The organism is Streptomyces sp. NBC_00239 (genome assembly GCF_036194065.1).
Lineage (GTDB): Bacteria > Actinomycetota > Actinomycetes > Streptomycetales > Streptomycetaceae > Streptomyces.
Map to the genome: position 1 here is coordinate 1,062,377 of NZ_CP108095.1, position 17,108 is coordinate 1,079,484.

A 17,108-nucleotide genomic window follows, 5' to 3' on the forward strand; every position below is an offset into this window, starting at 1 on the left:
ATCTTGATTGCGGCCCCCCTCACCGCCGGCCGGAGCCGGTGTGATCGGATGGGTGCATGACGAGGACGCTCTACCTGTTCTGCTCCGCCGCCCCGCCCGTGTTCGACGTGGCCCGGGTGATCGAGGACGCGCAGGCGCGCGGCTGGGACGTGTGCCTCGGGCTGACGCCGACGGCTGCCGGGTGGCTGGCCGAGAGCCTCGACGGACTGGCCGCCCTCACCGGGCACCCGGTGCGCTGGGCGTACCGGCACCCCGCGGACCCGAGCCCGTGGCCCGAGCCGGACGCGGTCCTACTGGCCCCCGCCACCTTCAACACCGTGAACGCGTGGGCGCTCGGGCTCACCGACCGGTACGTGGTGGGCGTGGTCGCCGAGGGCATCGGCAAGGGCATCCCGCTGGTGACGATGCCGTGCGTGAACACGGCGTACGTCGCGCACCCGCAGTTCGAGCGGAGCATCGCGACGCTGCGCACGGCCGGGGTCCGCGTGCTGTACGGCGAGGAGGGCTTCCGGCCCTCCGAGCCGGGCACCGGCCTGCCGGACGGCTTCCCGTGGACCCTCGCACTGAACGCCGTCGACGAGGCGGTGACCGCGGCCATGTGAACGGCCGCGGCGGACGCCGGCGTCGGCCCGGGGCTCAGGAGCGGGCGCCGCGGCCGCGGGTCAGGAGGCTCACGGCCACGCTCGCGGTGACGGCGCCGGCCGCCAGGAATCCGCCGCGCGAGCGCCAGGACAGCACCGACCAGCGGGACTGCGCGGACAGCAGGGAGCCCACGCTCAGCCAGGAGCCGGCCGAGACGGCGGACAGCGAGGAGCCGATCGAGGCGGCCGACAGCACGCTGCCGACCGAGCCGACGGACAGGACCGACCCGACGGATCCGATGGAGAGCACCGAGCCCACTGACCCGACGGACAGGATGGAGTCCTTCGACCAGAGCGAGAGGAACGATCCGCCGGGGTCGCCGCACGGCTTCTCCGACGCGCTCCGTCCGGACACGCTCGATCCGCTCGCGTTCGCCTCGGCCGCGTCCGCCTCGGTCCCGTCCGGGTCGCTCGCATTCGGGTCGCTCGCGTTCGATTCGGTCATGGGCCCATCGTGCCAGAGGAGGTCCGCCCGGGAGGCGGCTTTGCCCGCGCGGCGGCCTTCCGGGCGGGGGCCCGGTGGCCGACGGCACGCCCTCGTGCGACGCGCGGGCCCGGGTGCAATCCTGGACAGATGATCACAGAAGGCACTCCTCAGGGTCCGATCGTCGTCGCCGTGGACGGCTCCGAGCACAGCCTCGCGGCGCTGGACTGGGCACTCGCCGCGGGCCGCGCGGCCGACGCCGAGGTGGTCGTCGCGCACGTGCTGCCCGATCACGCGCAGATCTGGCAGGCCCGCCGCACCGCCGTGCTCGGGGAGCCCGCCGAGGACGCCGCCGACCCGGTCGCGGAGCTCGTACGGCACTCGCTGGAGGGCCGCGGGGAACTGCCGGCCGTACGGTACGAGGCCCTGCGGGGGGCGGTGGCCGACGCGCTCAACGCGAAGGCGGAGCAGGCGCGGACGCTGGTCCTCGGGTCGCGCGGCCGCGGCGGTTTCGCGAGCCTGCTGCTCGGCTCGGTCAGCCGCGCGTGCACCTCCCAGGCCGTCTGCCCGGTCGTGGTGGTGCCGCACGCCGCGCGCGCCGCGAACGTCGCGGCCGACGCGCCGGACGCACGCGTACTGCTGGGCCTGAACCCCGCCGAGACCTCGGACGAGACGGTGGAGTTCGCGTTCCGGTACGCCGCCGAGCACGGGCTGCGCCTGACCGCGCTGACGGCCTCCCTCGATCCGGTCGCGGCGCTGCCGCTGTTCGGCGCGCCCATGGCCGGCGCTCCCGTCACCGGCTTCCCGCCGGAGGATCCCGCTCCGTTCATCCGGGAGATCGAGCGGGCCCAGCACGAGCGGCTGGAGCCGTTCACGACCGGCGCGTACGCGCGGGTGGCCGTGGACAGCGTCGTCGGGCCCGGGGACGCGGCGGGCCAGCTGGTCGCCCAGTCGGAGACCGCCGCGCTGCTCGTGGTCGGCCGGCACCGGACCCGCCGCCACACCGAGTCCCTGCTGATGGGCTCGGTCGCCAACGCGTCGCTGCTGCACGCGCGGTGCCCGGTGGCGGTGGTCCCGGCCGGGAAGTCCGCCTGACACGCGGCGGCCGCGTGCGCGAAGGCCTGCGCCGCCCCGCGCGGGACGGCACAATCGTGGGGTGATCGACGAAGATCCCTATCTGTGGCTGGAAGACGTCACCGGCGAAGCAGCCCTCGCCTGGGTGCGGGAGCGCACCGCGGAGACCGTGGACCAGGTGGCCTCGGATCCCGGTTTCGCGCGTCTGCAGGCCGAGTTGCGGGAGGTCCTCGACGCCCGCGACCGGATCGTCTACCCGTGCCGGCTCGGTCCGTTCCTCTACAGCTTCTGGCAGGACGCGGAGCACGTGCGGGGGGTGTGGCGGCGCACCACGCTGGAGGAGTACCGCACGGCCGAGCCCGTATGGGACGTGCTGCTCGACGTCGACGCGCTGGCCGAGGCGGAGGGCGAGCCGTGGGTCTGGGCGGGCGCCCAGGTGCTGTACCCGGAGTTCCGGCACGCGCTGCTGACGCTGTCGCGGGACGGCGCGGACGCCGTCGTGGTGCGCGAGTTCGACCTCGCGACCCGTTCCTTCCCCGCGGACGGCTTCCGGCTGCCGGAGGCCAAGACCTCGGTCGCCTGGATCGACCGGGACCACGTGTTCGTGGGGACCGACACCGGACCGGGGTCGCTCACCGCCTCCGGGTACCCGCGCACGGTCCGCCGCTGGCGCAGGGGTACGGCGCTCGGCGAGGCGGAGCTCGTGCACGAGGTGGCCGCGTCGGACCTGTCGACCGTGGCCTGGCGCGACCACACCGAGGGCTTCGAGCGCGAGTTCGTGCTGCGGCAGCGCGACTTCTGGCACAGCGAGCTGTTCGAGATCGCGCCGGACGGCCGGCTGCTCGCGATCGACGTGCCGCAGGACGCGGAGGTGTGCGTCCACCGCTCCTGGCTGCTCGTCACCCCCAAGTCCCCGTGGCTGGGGCATCCCGAGGGCACTCTGCTGGCGTTCCGGTACGACGCGTTCACGGCCGGCGGCCGCGAGGCCGTGGTGCTGTTCGCACCGGACGCGCACACCGCGCTCGTCGGGTACGCGTGGACCCGCAACCACCTGATCCTGGAGATCCTCGACGACGTCGCCGCCCGGCTGGAGGTCCTCACCCCGGCCCCCGCCGGCGACTGGGCCCGCGAGACGCACGCGGACCTGCCGCCGCTCGCGTCCGCGACGGTCGTCGACACCGACCCGGACACCGGCGACGAGTACTTCCTCGACGTCACCGGCTACCTGCAGCCCGCCACCCTCTACCGCGGGGAGATCGGGCGGGGCAGCGAGGTGGTGGGGCGGGCCGTGGCCCGGTTCGACACGGCCGGGCTGTCGGTGCGCCGCCGGTTCGCGGTGTCGGCGGACGGCACGCGCGTCCCGTACTTCGTGATCGGCCCGGCCGGGTCCGACGGTTCCGGCACCGGACCCGGGCCGGCACTGCTGACCGGATACGGCGGTTTCGAGACCTCGCTGACGCCGTACTACAGCGCGCTCCGCGGGCGGGCCTGGCTCGCGCGGGGCGGCACGTACGTGGTGGCCAACATCCGCGGCGGCGGCGAGTACGGGCCGCGCTGGCACCGCAGCGCGCTGGGAGCCGACCGGGTCCGGTCCTTCGAGGACTTCGCCGCGGTGGCCGAGGACCTGGTCCGGCGGGGCGTGACCACCGCGGACCGGCTGGGCATCGAGGGCGGCAGCAACGGCGGGCTGCTGATGGGCGCGATGCTCACCCGGTACCCGCACCTGTTCGGGGCGGTCGTCGCGAACGTGCCGCTGCTGGACATGCTCCGCTTCCACCGGCTGCTGGCCGGGGCGAGCTGGGTGGCCGAGTACGGCGACCCCGACGACCCGGCCGACCGCCCGCACCTGGCGGACATCTCCCCGTACCACCGGCTGCGGGCCGGACCGCGCTACCCGCCGGTGCTGCTCACCACGTCGACGCGGGACGACCGGGTGCATCCGGGGCACGCGCGCAAGGCGGCGGCGCGGCTGCGCGAGCTGGGCCACCGGGTGTACTTCCACGAGCAGACGGGCGGCGGCCACAGCGGCGCCGCGGACCACGAGCAGATCGCCTTCCACCAGGCCCTCGTACACACCTTCCTCAGGCACCACCTGACCAAAGGGACGGACATGAGCGACACGGACGACGCCGAGGACACCGGCGGCGCGGACACCGGTGGGACGGGCGGCAGCGGGACGGGCGGCGCGGAGCGTGCCGGTACGGCGGCCGAACTGTTCGACGGGATCGGCGCCGCCTACGAGGAGGCCTTCGCGGGGCTGCCGGGGCAGTTGGAAGCCCTGGAGTGGATGACGGCGCGGCTGGCGCCGGGGGCGCGGGTCCTGGACGTGGGGAGCGGCACCGGGCGGCCGGTGGCCGAGGTGCTGGTGCGCGCGGGCTGCGAGGTGACCGGCATCGACGTGTCGTCGACGATGGTCGACCTGGCCCGTTCACAGGTGCCGGGGGCCCGCTTCGAGCAGTGCGACGTACGGGAGTTCGCGCCGCCGGCGGGGAGTTTCGACGCGGTGTGCGCCTTCTTCCCGCTGCTGCTGATGTCGCGGGCGGACATCGACGCGGCGCTCGCCGCGTTCGCCTCGTGGCTGGCGCCGGGCGGGCTGTTCGTCATGGCCACCGTGCCCGCCGACGTGGAGGACCAGGAGGTGGAGTGGATGGGCCGCCGGGTGTCGGTGTCCAGCTACTCCACGGAGGAGTACCTGCGGCGGCTGGCCGCGAACGGCCTGGAGGTGCTGCACAGCTCCACTTCCACCTTCGTCCCGGAGAGCGCGGTCGCCGGCCCGGAGGACCACCTGTTCTGCTACGCCCGGCGGCCCGAGGCCGGTTGAGCATCGTGGCGCGGAGCCGGGGAGGGACGGCCGTCGTGGGCCGCCCCTCCCCGGGACCCGGTGCGGTGGCGGCCGGTCAGGGACGCGGGGCCGCCGGAACGATCCGGAAGCGGTGGCCCGATCCGATCGAGTAGGCCTTCTGCTCCTTGTCGGTCCCGGCGTGCACGATCAGGAAGGCCCCGCCGAGGATGGCGTCGGCCTTGAAGCGGATCCGCATCGGGACGGTGGTGACGCTGCCGGCGGCCACCTTCTGGTAACCGATGGGGCCGGTGGCCCAGCCGCGCAGCTTGCGGACGTCCCAGCGCTTCCAGGCCCCGCCCTCGCGGTACTGCATGTCGAAGCCGGTGGCCGTGCGGTTCTCGTGGAACGCGATCAGCGCGGAGCGCTTGACCTTCTCGATGTCGACGGCGCCCTTGCGGTTGTCGAGGACGAGCTTGAAGCGGTGCCAGGCGCCGTCGGCGGCGATCTCGGTCGGCAGTCCCTTGACCTGGAGCCGGATCGTGGCCTTGGCCGGGTCCGGTTCGGCCGTCTTCGCTGCCGGCGCGTTCTGCGGGGACCGCGGGCCCTGCGTGTACTGCGCGCCCTGCGCGGCCGCCGCCGGGGTGGCCAGGAACAGGGCCGGCGCGACGGCGGCCGCCGTCACCACGGCCGCGGCGCGGTGGAGAAGCTGCATGAAAAAAGTACCCCCGTGCAGGAAAAGGCCCGTGGGCGGTCGACCCACGGGCGGATTGGTCCGGATGATCCTATGTCCTGACCGGAATGCCTCCGTCCGGGGGGGTCAGCGGGATCGGACCGCTGCCGGCGGCAGGGGCAGGGACAGGGGCAGTGGCGGCCGGCTCAGAACTCCACGACGGAGCGGAGCACCTCGCCGCGCTCCATCCGGGCGAAGGCCGCCTCCACCCCGTCCAGCGGGATGGTCTCGGAGACGAAGGCGTCCAGGTCGAGGCGTCCCTGGAGGTAGAGGTCGATCAGGACGGGGAAGTCCCGCTCGGGCAGGCAGTCCCCGTACCAGCTGGACTTCAGGGAGCCGCCGCGGCCGAAGACGTCGAGGAGCGGCAGTTCCAGCTTCATCTCGGGCGTGGGGACGCCCACCAGGACGACCGTGCCCGCCAGGTCGCGGGCGTAGAAGGCCTGCTGGTAGGTCTCGGGGCGCCCGACGGCGTCGATGACGACGTCCGCGCCGAAGCCGCCGGTGAGCGCCTGGACCGCCTTGACCACGTCCTCGGTGCGGCCGTTGACGGTGTGGGTGGCGCCCAGGCCGCGGGCGAGTTCGAGCTTGCGGTCGTCGAGGTCCACCGCGATGATCTTCGCCGCGCCGGCCAGCCGGGCGCCCGCGACGGCCGCGTTGCCCACGCCGCCGCAGCCGATGACGGCGACCGAGTCGCCGCGTCCCACCCCGCCGGTGTTGATGGCCGCGCCGAGCCCGGCCATCACTCCGCAGCCGAGCAGGCCCGCGGCGGCGGGGGCGGCCGCCGGGTCCACCTTGGTGCACTGCCCGGCCGCGACCAGCGTCTTCTCGGCGAAGGCCCCGATGCCGAGGGCGGGGGCGAGCGGGGTGCCGTCCTCCAACGTCATCGGCTGGGTCGCGTTGTGCGTGGCGAAGCAGTACCAGGGGCGGCCGCGCCGGCAGGCCCGGCAGTCGCCGCACACCGCACGCCAGTTGAGGACGACGAAGTCGCCGGGCGCCACCGAGGTGACGTCGTCGCCGACGGCCTCGACCACGCCCGCCGCCTCGTGCCCGAGGAGGAACGGGAACTCGTCGTTGATGCCGCCCTCGCGGTAGTGCAGGTCGGTGTGGCACACCCCGCAGGCCTGCACGCGCACGAGCGCCTCACCGGGGCCCGGGTCCGGCACCAGGATGGTGGCCAGCTCCACGGGCGCGCCCTTGGCGCGCGCGATGACACCGCGTACGTGATGCGTCACAGTCAACCACCTTTGTCAGCTCATACCAGGGGATATCGAACGTAGCAGCCCGCACGACGAAGCGTCAGAAGCGGTACACCTTCCGCACCTTGCCGTCGGTCCCCGCGTACACGTACCCGCCCCGCCCGTACGCGTCGCTGAGGTAGGGGCGCATCGAGGAGGAGTGCGTGTCGTCGAACACCCACGGCTCGACGATGACGTACGTCGAGACGGGCTTGTCCACGCGGAGCTCCTTCTTGGCGCGCTCCAACAGGGCGGGCAGGGCGTCCCAGTTCACCTTGGTCATGTCGATCAGCGCGTGCTCGGTGTCGATCTCCCTGCCCGGTCCGGTCCGGCGGGCGGTGCCGTCGCGGTACTGCCACTCGTCGTACGTCGTGGCGCCGGGCTTGGTCGGGATCGAGGCGAGCACGTACTCCTCGTAGATGTTCATCTCCACGAACGCGGTGCTGCCGCTCTCCTTGCGGAAGGCCTCGACCACGGTACGGATGGCCGCGGGGTCGAGCAGCGTGCCGCCGGGCGCCTCCCGACCGGTGCCGGCGGTCGCCGGGCGGCTCGGGGTGCGGGTCGCGGCGCCCGGGCCGCCGACGGCCGGCCGGGCCGAGTGGGAGGGCGTCGAGCCGGCGGTCGTCTCGCCGCCCTTGGCCCGGCCGTCCGAACCCGATCCGTCGGGGAGCCACTTGACCAGCCCGATGACGGATGCCGTGAGCGCGGCGGCGACCAGCAGCCCGGTCAGTGCGGCGCTGCGGGGTCGGCGCGGCCGTGCGGGCGCCCCGGAGGAGCCGAGGACGGTGGTCCCCGAGAGGCTGTGGACGGTGGCCGGCGGGCCGAAGTGGCCGGGCCCGGGCGGCGGGCCGGCGGGCATGACCGGCGCGGCGGGCGCGTACGCACCGGGGTAGGCGGGGGTCGCACCCGAGTGACCCGGAGCGGCGGGGGCCGGGGAGGGCGCGGCGTGCGGGTCCGCGGCCCGCAGGAGCCGTTCCAGCTGCTCGCCGTCGGGCCGGGCGGCGGGGTCCCGCACCAGCACCTGGCTCAGGACGGGTGCCAGCGCCCCGGACCGGACCGGGTACGGGATCGGCTCGTCGAGCACGGCGACCACGGTGGCCAGGCTGGTGGCCCGGCGCAGCGGGTGGGTGCCCTCGGCGGCCACGTACAGCATCATCGCGAGCGACCAGAGGTCGGAGGCCGGGTTGCCCTCTTCGCCGCGGACGCGTTCGGGTGCGATGTACTCGGGCGAGCCGATGAGGTCGCCGGTGGCGGTGAGGCTGGTCGACTCGCGCAGGGCCGCGATGCCGAAGTCCGTGAGGACGGCGCTGCCGTCGGCGCGCAGCAGCACGTTGGCCGGTTTCACGTCGCGGTGCTGCACGCCCTGCGCGTGGGCGGCGCGCAGCGCGGAGAGCACTTCCAGGCCGAGCCGGCGCACTTCGGTGACGGGGAGCGGCCCCTGGGTCAGGCGGTCGTAGAGGGACCCGCCCTTGACGAGTTCCATCACGATCCACGGGTGCGAGCCGTCGGCGGGGTCGACGATGTGATGGATGGTCACCACGTGGGGGTGGGAGAGCCGGGCCAGCGCCCGGGCCTCCCGGACCGCGCGTTCGCGCAGCTGGGCGGCGAGGTCGGGCCGGGCCGCGGCGACCGCCGGGTCGGGCGGCCGGACCTCCTTGAGGGCGACTTCGCGGTGCAGGGCGATGTCGCGGGCCCGCCACACCGTCCCCATGCCGCCACTGCCCAGCGGCGCGATCAGTTCGAAACGTCCGTCGACCAGCTGTCTGCCGGCCTCACTCGTGTTCATGGCTGGCCATCGTATGAGGCGAGGATCGGCTGCTCCAGCCGGGTGGACCACACCCGGTTGCGAGCGTGCCGCGGGCCGTCGGCCGGCCGGCGGACGCCCTTGTAGTCCACAGGACCCGCGGCGGGTCCCGGAGTGCGATGCGGGCCGGCCGTGCGGGCAGCGACTGGAGGTTCGATGAACGAGGAAGCCTTGGACAGCGGGCCGAGCCGGCGGGCCGTGCTGCGGACGACGGCCGCGGCGGCGGGCACCGCGGGGCTCGGGCTCGGAGCCCCGGGGAGCGTTCCGGCCGCGGCGGCGGACCGGGCCGGGGAAGCGGCCCCCGCGCCCGCGGTGCGGCGCACGACGATGGCCGGGGTGCCCTTCACCCGGCGCGGCAGGGTGCGGGTCGCCGTCGTGGGCCTCGGCAACCGCGGCGCCGTCATGACCGATCTCTTCCTGGTCCTGCCCGGGGTGCGGATCGTCGCCGTGTGCGACCCGGTGCGCGGCAAGGCAGAGAAGGCCGTCCGCAAGGTGGTGAAGGCGGGCCGGCCGGCGCCGGCCGTGTACGCGAACGGCGAGGACGACTACGAGAACCTGTGCGCGCGCGGCGACGTCGACCTCGTGTACGTGGCGACCCCGTGGGAGTCCCACTTCGCGATCGCCAGGGCGGCCCTGCTGAACGGCAAGCACGTCGGGGTCGAGTGTCCGCTCGCCATGCGGATCGACGAGCTGTGGCAGCTGGTGGACCTGTCGGAGCGGACCCGCCGGCACTGCATGCAGCTGGAGAACTGCTGCTACGGGCGCAACGAGCTGCGGGTGCTGCGGATGGCGCGCGCGGGGAGGTTCGGCGAGCTGCTGCACGCGGCGGGCGCCTACCACCACGACCTGCGCGCCCTCATGTTCTCGCCGACGTACTACGAGGGCCCGTGGCGGCGGCAGTGGCACACGCGGCTGCGCGGTGACGTGTACCCGACGCACGGGCTCGGTCCCGTCGCCGGCTACCTGGACCTCAACCGCGGCGACCGGGCCGTGTCCATCAGCAGTTTCGGGACGCCCGCCCGGGGGCTCGCCGAGTACCGGGCCGCCCACACCCCGCCGGGGGACCCCAGCCGGCAGGAGACGTACGTGGGCAGCGACCGCACGATCAGCGTGGTGCAGACGGCGAAGGGCCGGGTGATCCGGCTGGAGCACGACGTGTCGACCCCGCACCCGTACAGCAGGGTCAACAGCCTCGGCGGCACGCGGGGGGTGTTCGAGGACTATCCGGCGCGGATCTACCTGGAGCCCGACCACGAGGACGAGCAGTGGGGGGACTTCGGCGCGTACGCGAAGCAGTACGACCACTGGCTCTGGAAGGAGCACGCGAACCCGCCGGGCGGGCACGGCGGCATGGACTACATGATGCTGTACCGGCTGGTGCAGTGCATGCGGCTGGGTCTGGTGCCGGACTTCGACGTGTACGACGGGGCGACCTGGTCGGCGCCGGTGCCGCTGAGCCACGCGTCGATCAGGGCGCAGGGCGTCCCGCAGCAGATCCCGGACTTCACGCGGGGCGAGTGGCGCCGGGCCCGGCCGGGCATGGACTCCCCGAAGCCCGCCTGACCGGCTCCCGGCCTCGCCGGCCGGGCGGGACGTGCCGCCCGGGCGTCGGCGAGGCCGGGAGGCGTGCCGTCACGGGCCGTGCGGCCCGTCGTCAGCAGCGGCGGCGGTCCTCGGTGACCGTGCCCTGGGCGGTGCTCACGGTCCGGTCGTGGCATCCCGCCGGGCCGTACGCCCGGTACCGCTCGGTGGTGGTGCCGACGGCGTGCCGCTGGTCGCGCGGCACCCCGGTCGTGTACGTGGCGTCGCCCGCGTACCGGTGGTCGCGCCGGGTCCACGCGGTGCGGTGCCCGGGGCGCTCGGTGGCGGTGTCGGCGCGGTCGCCGAGCGCGAGGACGGTCCGCAGCCGGGCGTCGGCGCCGAGGGTGGTCTCGCCGTCCATGGTGTAGGTGCGGCGGGTGCGGGTGGTGGTGCGGCCAACGGTGGCGCTCTCGTCGTCGGTCCAGGAGGCGGTGAGGGCGTCGAGGTTCTCGCCGTCGGTCCAGCGGTGCCGGGAGGTGTGGGCCAGCGTACGGGTGACGGTGGTGGTGACCCGCCCGTGCGAGGTGTCGAGGTAGCCGGCGACGGTGAGGCGGTGGCCCGCCTTCGTGTCCACGCGGTGTTCGGTGCCTGCCGTGTAGACGGAGGAGTTGGCCGGATCGCTCTGTTCGTGGCGGGTGAGGGCGCCGGTGACGACGGCGCGGCCGGCGTCCTGCCACAGCAGCAGGCTGCCGGGGGTGCTCCAGCCGGCCTGTCCGGCGGGCACTCCGGCGACCGAGACCTCGATGCGGTGCGGGCGGCCGTCGTTGAGGAGCGCGGCGAACGGGGTGAGGTCGTAGACGACGGGCTCCACGTCGAAGGCGCGCGGGCCGGGGGTCACGTACCAGAGGAACGGGTTCGACCAGCCGCCGGTCCAGACGGTCGGGAAGGGCGCGGCGATGCCGGCGAGCCGTCCGTCCACGGCGATCTGCACCTCGCGGTGGGGGCCGCCGGTCGCCTTGCAGGAGTAGGGGGCGGCGTCGGGGGTGCTCATGTACCAGTACTCCTCGCAGCCGCCGCCGGAGCCGGTGGCGTACACCTCGGCGAGGACGCGTTCGGTGTTGCGCGGGGTGGTGAGGGCCCCGGCGCCCAGCGGCAGCACGCGGTCGGGGGTGGCCGCCGCCTTGGTGCGGCCCTGCGCGGTGTAGAAGGTGAGGCTGACGCGGACGTCGATGACCCCGGTGTAGGTGTCGTTGACGACGTTCCCGATGAGCATCTCGACGGGCTGGGGGCGGCTGAGGGTTTCGCGGTAGCGGGTGACGTCCTTCTCCACCGACCACGTGATGCCGTCGGGCGAGGGCTGCGGGGTGGAGGTGCGCAGGATCTCGACGCCGCCGACGGAGAGGTGGCCGAGGCGGTCGTACTGGCGGCCCTTGACGTTGCCGTCGAGGCGGAGCACGACCTTGCTCCACGCCGTGCCGCAGTCCCGGGGCGGGGCGTAGCTGCCGCGGTACGGGGTGAAGTCCCGGAACTGCGCGGCCGCGAGGGTGAGTTCGCAGGAGCGGGTGGCGGGTCTGGTGACGGGTGGCGCTGCGGTCAGCGGGTCGTGCCAGTCGCTGCCGAACTCGGCGGGCGGGGTGTCGGCGGCGACGGCCGGCGCGGCGGCCCCGGCATCGGCTCCGGCGGTGGCCGCGGGGGTGGCTCCGGCCTCGTCCGCGGGGGTGGCTCCGGCGGTGGCCGCGGGGGCGGTCGCCGCGGCGGCCGGGCCGGCCCCGGTGAGCGCGCCCGCCACGAGCGCCAGCCCGGCGAGCACGCCCGCGATCCGCCGCCTGGTGATCTTCTGTCGTCTCATGGGCCCGCAGTGAAGCGCCCCGCCGCCCGCCGGCACCAGGGCGGCCCGCCCGGCCATGGCCGGATCCCGCCCTGTCCCCACGGGCTGCGGTGGGGGGTGGGGCGGGGGCAGCATGGAAGGAGCACAGGGAGGCACGAGGCGGTCCGGCCGGGGCGGCGCCTGCCAGGGCACGCTGCGCGGCGTTCCGGCGACGGAGGGAGTGACGGGTGACAGCCGAATCCTTCCGGGCGGAGGAGGGCGGAACGGGCGCGCCCACGCCCCCGTGGGGGCTGCTGGACGTACTCGGCATCGCGGCCGTCGTCGTGGACGCCGAGGGCCGGATCGTGTTCTGGAGCCCCCAGGCCGACGACCTGTTCGGGTACCGCGCCGCCGAGGCGCTGGGACGGCTCGCGGCCCCGCTCCTGACCCATCCGGAGCATCGGGACCTGGTGATCCGGCTCTTCGCGGACGTCCTGAGCACCGGCGACAGCTGGTCGGGGGCGTTCCCGGTCCGCCACAAGGACGGCAGCACCCGGCTGGTGGAGTTCCGGAACATGCGGCTGCTGGACACGTTCGGCGACGTCTACGCGCTCGGGATCGCCGCCGACCACTCCGCGGTCCAGCGCGTCGAGACAGATCTGGCGCTGTCCGAGCGGCTGGTCTCGCAGTCCCCCATCGGCCTGGCCGTCCTCGACACCGAGCTGCGGTACGTGCTGGTCAATCCGGCGCTGGAGCGCATCAACGGGCTGCCGGCCGCCGATCACATCGGGCGCCTCGTCCACGACACGCTGCCGTCCCTGGACACCGACGCCCTGGAGGCGGCGCTGCACGAGGTCCTGGAGACCGGCGTGCCGCTGCTCGACCAGTACGCGATCGGGCGCACCCCCGCCGACCCGGAGGTGGAACACGCCTGGTCGGTGTCGTTCTTCCGGTTGGAAGGGCCCCGGCAGCGGGTGCTCGGGGTGGCCGCCTCCATCGTCGACGTCACCGAACGCCACACGGCGGCCACCGAGGCCGACCGGAGCCGCCGCCGGCTGGCCCTGATCGCCGAGGCCTCGGCCCGGATCGGCACCACCTTGGACGTGGACCAGACCGCCCGGGAACTCGCCGAGGTCGCGGTGCCTGAGCTGGCCGACATCGCGGCGGTGGACGTGCTGGACTCGGTGCTGTCCTTCCGCAGCCCCGGAACCGCCGACGGCGGGCGCCGCCGCTTCCGGGCGCTGGCCGTGCAGGCCCGCTCCCCCACCGAGGCGCTGGCAGCCGCCGACCCGGTCGGCGACATGGCCGTGTACGGGGCCGACCGGCTGGTCACCCGGTCGGTGGACACCGGGAAGCCGGTGCTCGTCGCGGAGGTCGGCCCGGCGGACCTGACCCGGATCGCGCGCAGCGCGGAGGCCGCCCGGATGCTGGCCCGCGCGGGCGTGCACTCGTACCTCGCGGTGCCGCTGATCGCGCGCGGCGAGGTGCTGGGCGGCCTCGACCTCAAGCGGTACGCCAACCCGGTGCCCTTCGACGCGGACGACGTGGTGCTCGCCGTCGAGCTGGCCGCGCGGGCCGCGGTCGCCATCGACAACGCCCGCTGGTACCAGAGCGCCCGCAACGACGTGGTGACGCTCCAGCGCAGCCTGCTGCCCGGCGCGCCCACGCAGCCCGTCGGCTTGGAGGTGGCCTCCCGCTACCAGCCGGCGCAGGCGTCCAGCGAGGTCGGCGGCGACTGGTACGACGTGATCCCGCTGGTCGGCGACAAGACCGCGCTGGTGGTGGGCGACGTGATGGGCAGCGGCATCGACGCGGCCGCCACCATGGGCCGGCTGCGCACCGCGACCTGCGCCTTCGCCGACCTCGACCTCGATCCGGCCGAGGTGCTCCGGCACCTCGACAAGATCACCTCCGGGCTGGAGCACTACATCGCCACCTGCCTGTACGCGGTCTACGACCCGCACCACGCCCGCTGCCGCCTGGCCAACGCCGGGCACCTGCCGCCCGCCGTGCTGCGCGCCGACGGGCGCACCGAACTGGTCGAGCTGCCCACGGGCGCGCCGCTGGGCGTCGGCGGGGTCCCGTTCGAGGCCATCGAGATCGCCTTCGGCCCCGGCGACCAGCTGGTCCTGTACACGGACGGGCTGGTCGAGACCCGCAACGACCCCATCGACGAGCGGCTGGACGTCCTGCTGTCGCTGCTCGACGATCCGCGGCGGCCGCTGGAGGAGACCTGCGACCGGCTGCTGCACGCGCTGCGCCATCCCGGCGACCCCGACGACGTCGCCCTGCTCGTGGCCCGGAGCCTGCCGTGAGCCCCCGGGCGCGCAGTGTCGCCGGCCAGGTGTTCGCCCTCCAGGCGATCATCGTGATCATGCTGGTCGCGGCCGCCGCGCTGGCCCTCGTACTCCAGGCCCGCGGCGACAGCGAGCGCGACGCGCGCAACCGGTCGCTCGCCGCCGCGGAGGCCTTCGCGCACGCCCCCGGCATCGCGCAGGCGCTGCGCTCGCCCGATCCGACGGCCGTCCTGCAACCGCGGGCCGAGGCGGCCCGCCGCGCCTCCGGGCTCGACTTCATCTCCGTGATGACGACCGACGGGGTCCGCTACACCGATTCCCGGCCCGAGCTGATCGGCGTGCGCGCCACCGGCGACCTCGCGCGGGCCGCGGCCGGCGACTCCTTCACCGAGGTGTTCACCGGGGATCCGAGCGACGCGGTCCGCGCGGTGGTGCCGGTACGGGACGCGAACGGCGCGGTGATCGGCCTGGTCGGCACCGGCATCGAGGTCGGCAACGTCGGCGACGCGGTCGAGGGCCGGCTGCCGCTGCTGCTCGGTGCGGCCGCCGGCGCCCTGCTGCTCGCCACCGGCGGCGCGGCGCTGATCAGCCGTCGGCTGAGGCGCCAGACCCGCGGCCTGGACGCCGCCACCATGGCCCGGATGAACGAGCACCATGAGGCGGTGCTGCACGCGGTCCGCGAGGGCGTCCTGATCATCGGCGCGGACCGGCGGCTGCTGCTGGCCAACGACGAGGCGCGGCGGCTGCTGGACCTGCCTCCCGACGCGGAGCAGCGGCACGTCACGGAGCTGGGGCTGGACCCGCGGACCGCCGAACTGCTGGCCTCCGGGCGGGTGGCGACGGACGAGGTGCACCTGGCGGGCGACCGGCTGCTCGCGGTCAACGTGCGCCCCACCACGCCGTCGCGCGGCCGGGCCTCGGGGAGCGTCATGACGCTGCGGGACACCACCGAGCTCGCGGCGCTCGCGGGCCGTGCGGAGGTGTCGCGCGGCCGGCTGGAGCTGCTGTACGACGCGAGCGGGCGGATCGGCACCACGCTGGACGTGGGGCGCACCGCCGAGGAGCTGTCGGAGGTGGCGGTGCCGCGCTTCGCGGACTTCGTCTCGGTGGAGCTGCTGGAGCCGGTGCTGCGCGGTGAGGAGCCGGCGGGCGGTGTGCACACGGAGATGCGGCGGGCGGCGCTGACCGGCACCCGCGCCGAGCATCCGCTGCAGCCGGTCGGGGACCTGATCCGGTTCGTCGTCCCGGACACGCCGATGGCAGCGGCGCTGGAGGCCGGGCACGCGGTGCTGGAGGCGGATCTGACGGCGGCGGCCGGCTGGCGGGTGCAGGACCCGGTGGGGGCGGCCGAGGCGCTGCACTACGGCCTGCACTCGCTGATCTCGGCGCCGCTGCAGGCCCGCGGTGTGGTGCTGGGCATGGCGAACTTCTGGCGGGCGGACACCGCGCAGCCGTTCGGGGAGGAGGACCTGTCGTTCGCGGAGGAGCTGGCGGCGCGGGCGGCGGTCTCGATCGACAACGCGCGCCGGTTCACGCGCGAGCACGCGATGGCGGTGACGCTGCAGCGCAGCCTGCTGCCGCGGGTGCTGCCGGATCTGAGCGCGGTGGAGGTCGCGTACCGGTACCTGCCCGCGAAGCCGGGGGTGGGCGGGGACTGGTTCGACGTGATCCCGCTGCCGGGGGCCCGGGTGGCGCTGGTCGTCGGCGACGTGGTGGGGCACGGCCTGCACGCGGCGGCGACGATGGGCCGGCTGCGGACCGCGGTGCACAACTTCTCGACCCTGGACCTGCCGCCGGAGGAGCTGCTGGGGCACTTGGACGAGCTGATCGACCGGATCGACCAGGAGAACACGGCGGAGGGCGGCGGCGACCGGACCGGCATCACGGGCGCCACCTGCCTGTACGCGATCTACGACCCGGCGGCCGGGCGCTGTGCGGTCGCCAGTGCCGGGCATCCGGGGCCGGCGCTGGTGACCCCGGACGGACGGGTGGAGTTCCCGGAGCTCCCGGCGGGACTCCCGCTGGGGGTGGGCGTGGGCGGGATCCCGTTCGAGTCGACGGTGCTGGAGCTGCCTGCGGGCAGCCGGCTGGTGATGTTCACGGACGGGCTGCTGGAGGACCGCGGCCGGCCCTTCGACACCGGTCTGGATCTGCTGCGGGAGGCGCTGGAGCGGCCGGGCCGGACTCCGGAGCAGACCTGCGCGGACGTGCTGGCGGCGGTGCTGCTGCCGGCGCCCGGGGACGACATCGCGCTGCTGGTCGCGGAGACCCGGCGGCTGCCGGCCGACCGGATCGCCGAGTTCGAAGTGCCCGCCGACCCGGCCGCCGTCTCCCGGGTCCGGGGTGCCAGCACGGCGCAGCTCGCCGCGTGGGACCTCGACGGGATCGCCTTCAACATCGAGCTGGTGCTGAGCGAGCTCGTCACCAATGCGATCCGCTACGGGGCGGAGCCGATCCGGGTCCGGCTGATGCGCGACCGCGGTCTGATCTGCGAGGTGTCGGACGGCAGCAGTACGTCCCCGCACCTGCGGTACGCGGCCACCACCGACGAGGGCGGGCGCGGCCTGTTCCTGGTGGCGCAGTTCGCGGACCGGTGGGGCACCCGGTACACGGAGCGCGGCAAGGTCATCTGGGCCGAGCTGCCGCTGACCCCGGACGGGCAGCCGCCGGCCGAGGACGCGATGCCGGACCTGGACGCCTTCGAGGACCTGGCCTGGTGACGGCGTCCGGCCCGGAGCGGTACGTCCGTGTGTACGGGCCTGCCGGGGCGGGTCGCGGCCCTGACGGGCGAGC

At 74.8% G+C, this 17,108-nt stretch carries 11 protein-coding genes and 2 pseudogenes; 8 read left to right on the forward strand and 5 right to left on the reverse strand.

All coding sequences use genetic code 11. The features are described 5' to 3' along the window. Positions 1 to 56 precede the first annotated feature (56 nt). Entirely contained in the window at positions 57 to 602 is a 546-nt protein-coding gene (locus OG764_RS04740; RefSeq protein ID WP_328967111.1) for a flavoprotein, read from the forward strand. A 34-nt stretch (positions 603 to 636) separates the two neighbouring features. On the opposite strand, the gene OG764_RS41680 is transcribed toward OG764_RS04740, so the two are convergent. Beyond that, complete coding sequence (locus OG764_RS41680; RefSeq protein ID WP_443055848.1) at positions 637 to 1,086, reverse strand: hypothetical protein; 450 nt, start codon at positions 1,084 to 1,086, stop codon at positions 637 to 639. Between the two features lie 129 nt (positions 1,087 to 1,215). Here OG764_RS41680 and OG764_RS04750 point away from each other — a divergent pair, with 129 nt between their 5' ends. From OG764_RS04750 to OG764_RS04760, 3 genes and pseudogenes are all read left to right on the forward strand, one after another. Further along, positions 1,216 to 2,160, forward strand: coding sequence for a universal stress protein (locus OG764_RS04750; RefSeq protein WP_328967112.1), 945 nt, complete (start codon positions 1,216 to 1,218; stop codon positions 2,158 to 2,160). A 61-nt stretch (positions 2,161 to 2,221) separates the two neighbouring features. Next, positions 2,222 to 4,237 (forward strand): annotated as a pseudogene (locus OG764_RS04755) (prolyl oligopeptidase family serine peptidase); the annotation flags it as partial. 189 nt (positions 4,238 to 4,426) lie between these two features. Further along, positions 4,427 to 4,960: a class I SAM-dependent methyltransferase gene (locus OG764_RS04760; RefSeq protein ID WP_328972879.1), complete on the forward strand. Its 534-nt coding sequence runs from the start codon at positions 4,427 to 4,429 to the stop codon at positions 4,958 to 4,960. Between the two features lie 76 nt (positions 4,961 to 5,036). On the opposite strand, the gene OG764_RS04765 is transcribed toward OG764_RS04760, so the two are convergent. From OG764_RS04765 to OG764_RS04775, 3 genes are all read right to left on the reverse strand, one after another. Continuing rightward, positions 5,037 to 5,633: a hypothetical protein gene (locus OG764_RS04765; protein ID WP_328967113.1), complete on the reverse strand. Its 597-nt coding sequence runs from the start codon at positions 5,631 to 5,633 to the stop codon at positions 5,037 to 5,039. A 164-nt stretch (positions 5,634 to 5,797) separates the two neighbouring features. Then, on the reverse strand, positions 5,798 to 6,883 hold the full coding sequence (locus OG764_RS04770) for an S-(hydroxymethyl)mycothiol dehydrogenase (protein WP_328967114.1): 1,086 nt from the start codon (positions 6,881 to 6,883) through the stop codon (positions 5,798 to 5,800). Between the two features lie 64 nt (positions 6,884 to 6,947). After that, the gene (locus OG764_RS04775; RefSeq protein WP_328967115.1) at positions 6,948 to 8,672 is read right to left on the reverse strand and encodes a serine/threonine-protein kinase; all 1,725 of its coding nucleotides are present in this window, start codon (positions 8,670 to 8,672) and stop codon (positions 6,948 to 6,950) included. Between the two features lie 174 nt (positions 8,673 to 8,846). Here OG764_RS04775 and OG764_RS04780 point away from each other — a divergent pair, with 174 nt between their 5' ends. Then, the gene (locus tag OG764_RS04780; protein WP_328967116.1) at positions 8,847 to 10,253 is read left to right on the forward strand and encodes a Gfo/Idh/MocA family protein; all 1,407 of its coding nucleotides are present in this window, start codon (positions 8,847 to 8,849) and stop codon (positions 10,251 to 10,253) included. Between the two features lie 91 nt (positions 10,254 to 10,344). On the opposite strand, the gene OG764_RS04785 is transcribed toward OG764_RS04780, so the two are convergent. Further along, positions 10,345 to 12,045, reverse strand: a complete 1,701-nt coding sequence (locus OG764_RS04785; RefSeq protein WP_443056183.1) for a peptide-N4-asparagine amidase — start codon at positions 12,043 to 12,045, stop codon at positions 10,345 to 10,347. A gap of 221 nt (positions 12,046 to 12,266) precedes the next feature. Here OG764_RS04785 and OG764_RS04790 point away from each other — a divergent pair, with 221 nt between their 5' ends. The 3 genes and pseudogenes from OG764_RS04790 (at position 12,267) to OG764_RS41690 (ending at position 17,035) form a co-directional block, all read left to right on the forward strand. Continuing rightward, positions 12,267 to 14,333 (forward strand): SpoIIE family protein phosphatase, encoded by a 2,067-nt coding sequence (locus OG764_RS04790; RefSeq protein ID WP_328967117.1) that lies wholly within the window; start codon positions 12,267 to 12,269, stop codon positions 14,331 to 14,333. Positions 14,334 to 14,494: 161 nt separating this feature from the next. Continuing rightward, positions 14,495 to 14,770 (forward strand): annotated as a pseudogene (locus OG764_RS41685) (histidine kinase); the annotation flags it as partial. An 801-nt stretch (positions 14,771 to 15,571) separates the two neighbouring features. Beyond that, on the forward strand, positions 15,572 to 17,035 hold the full coding sequence (locus OG764_RS41690) for an ATP-binding SpoIIE family protein phosphatase (protein ID WP_443056184.1): 1,464 nt from the start codon (positions 15,572 to 15,574) through the stop codon (positions 17,033 to 17,035). Positions 17,036 to 17,108: the final 73 nt, after the last annotated feature.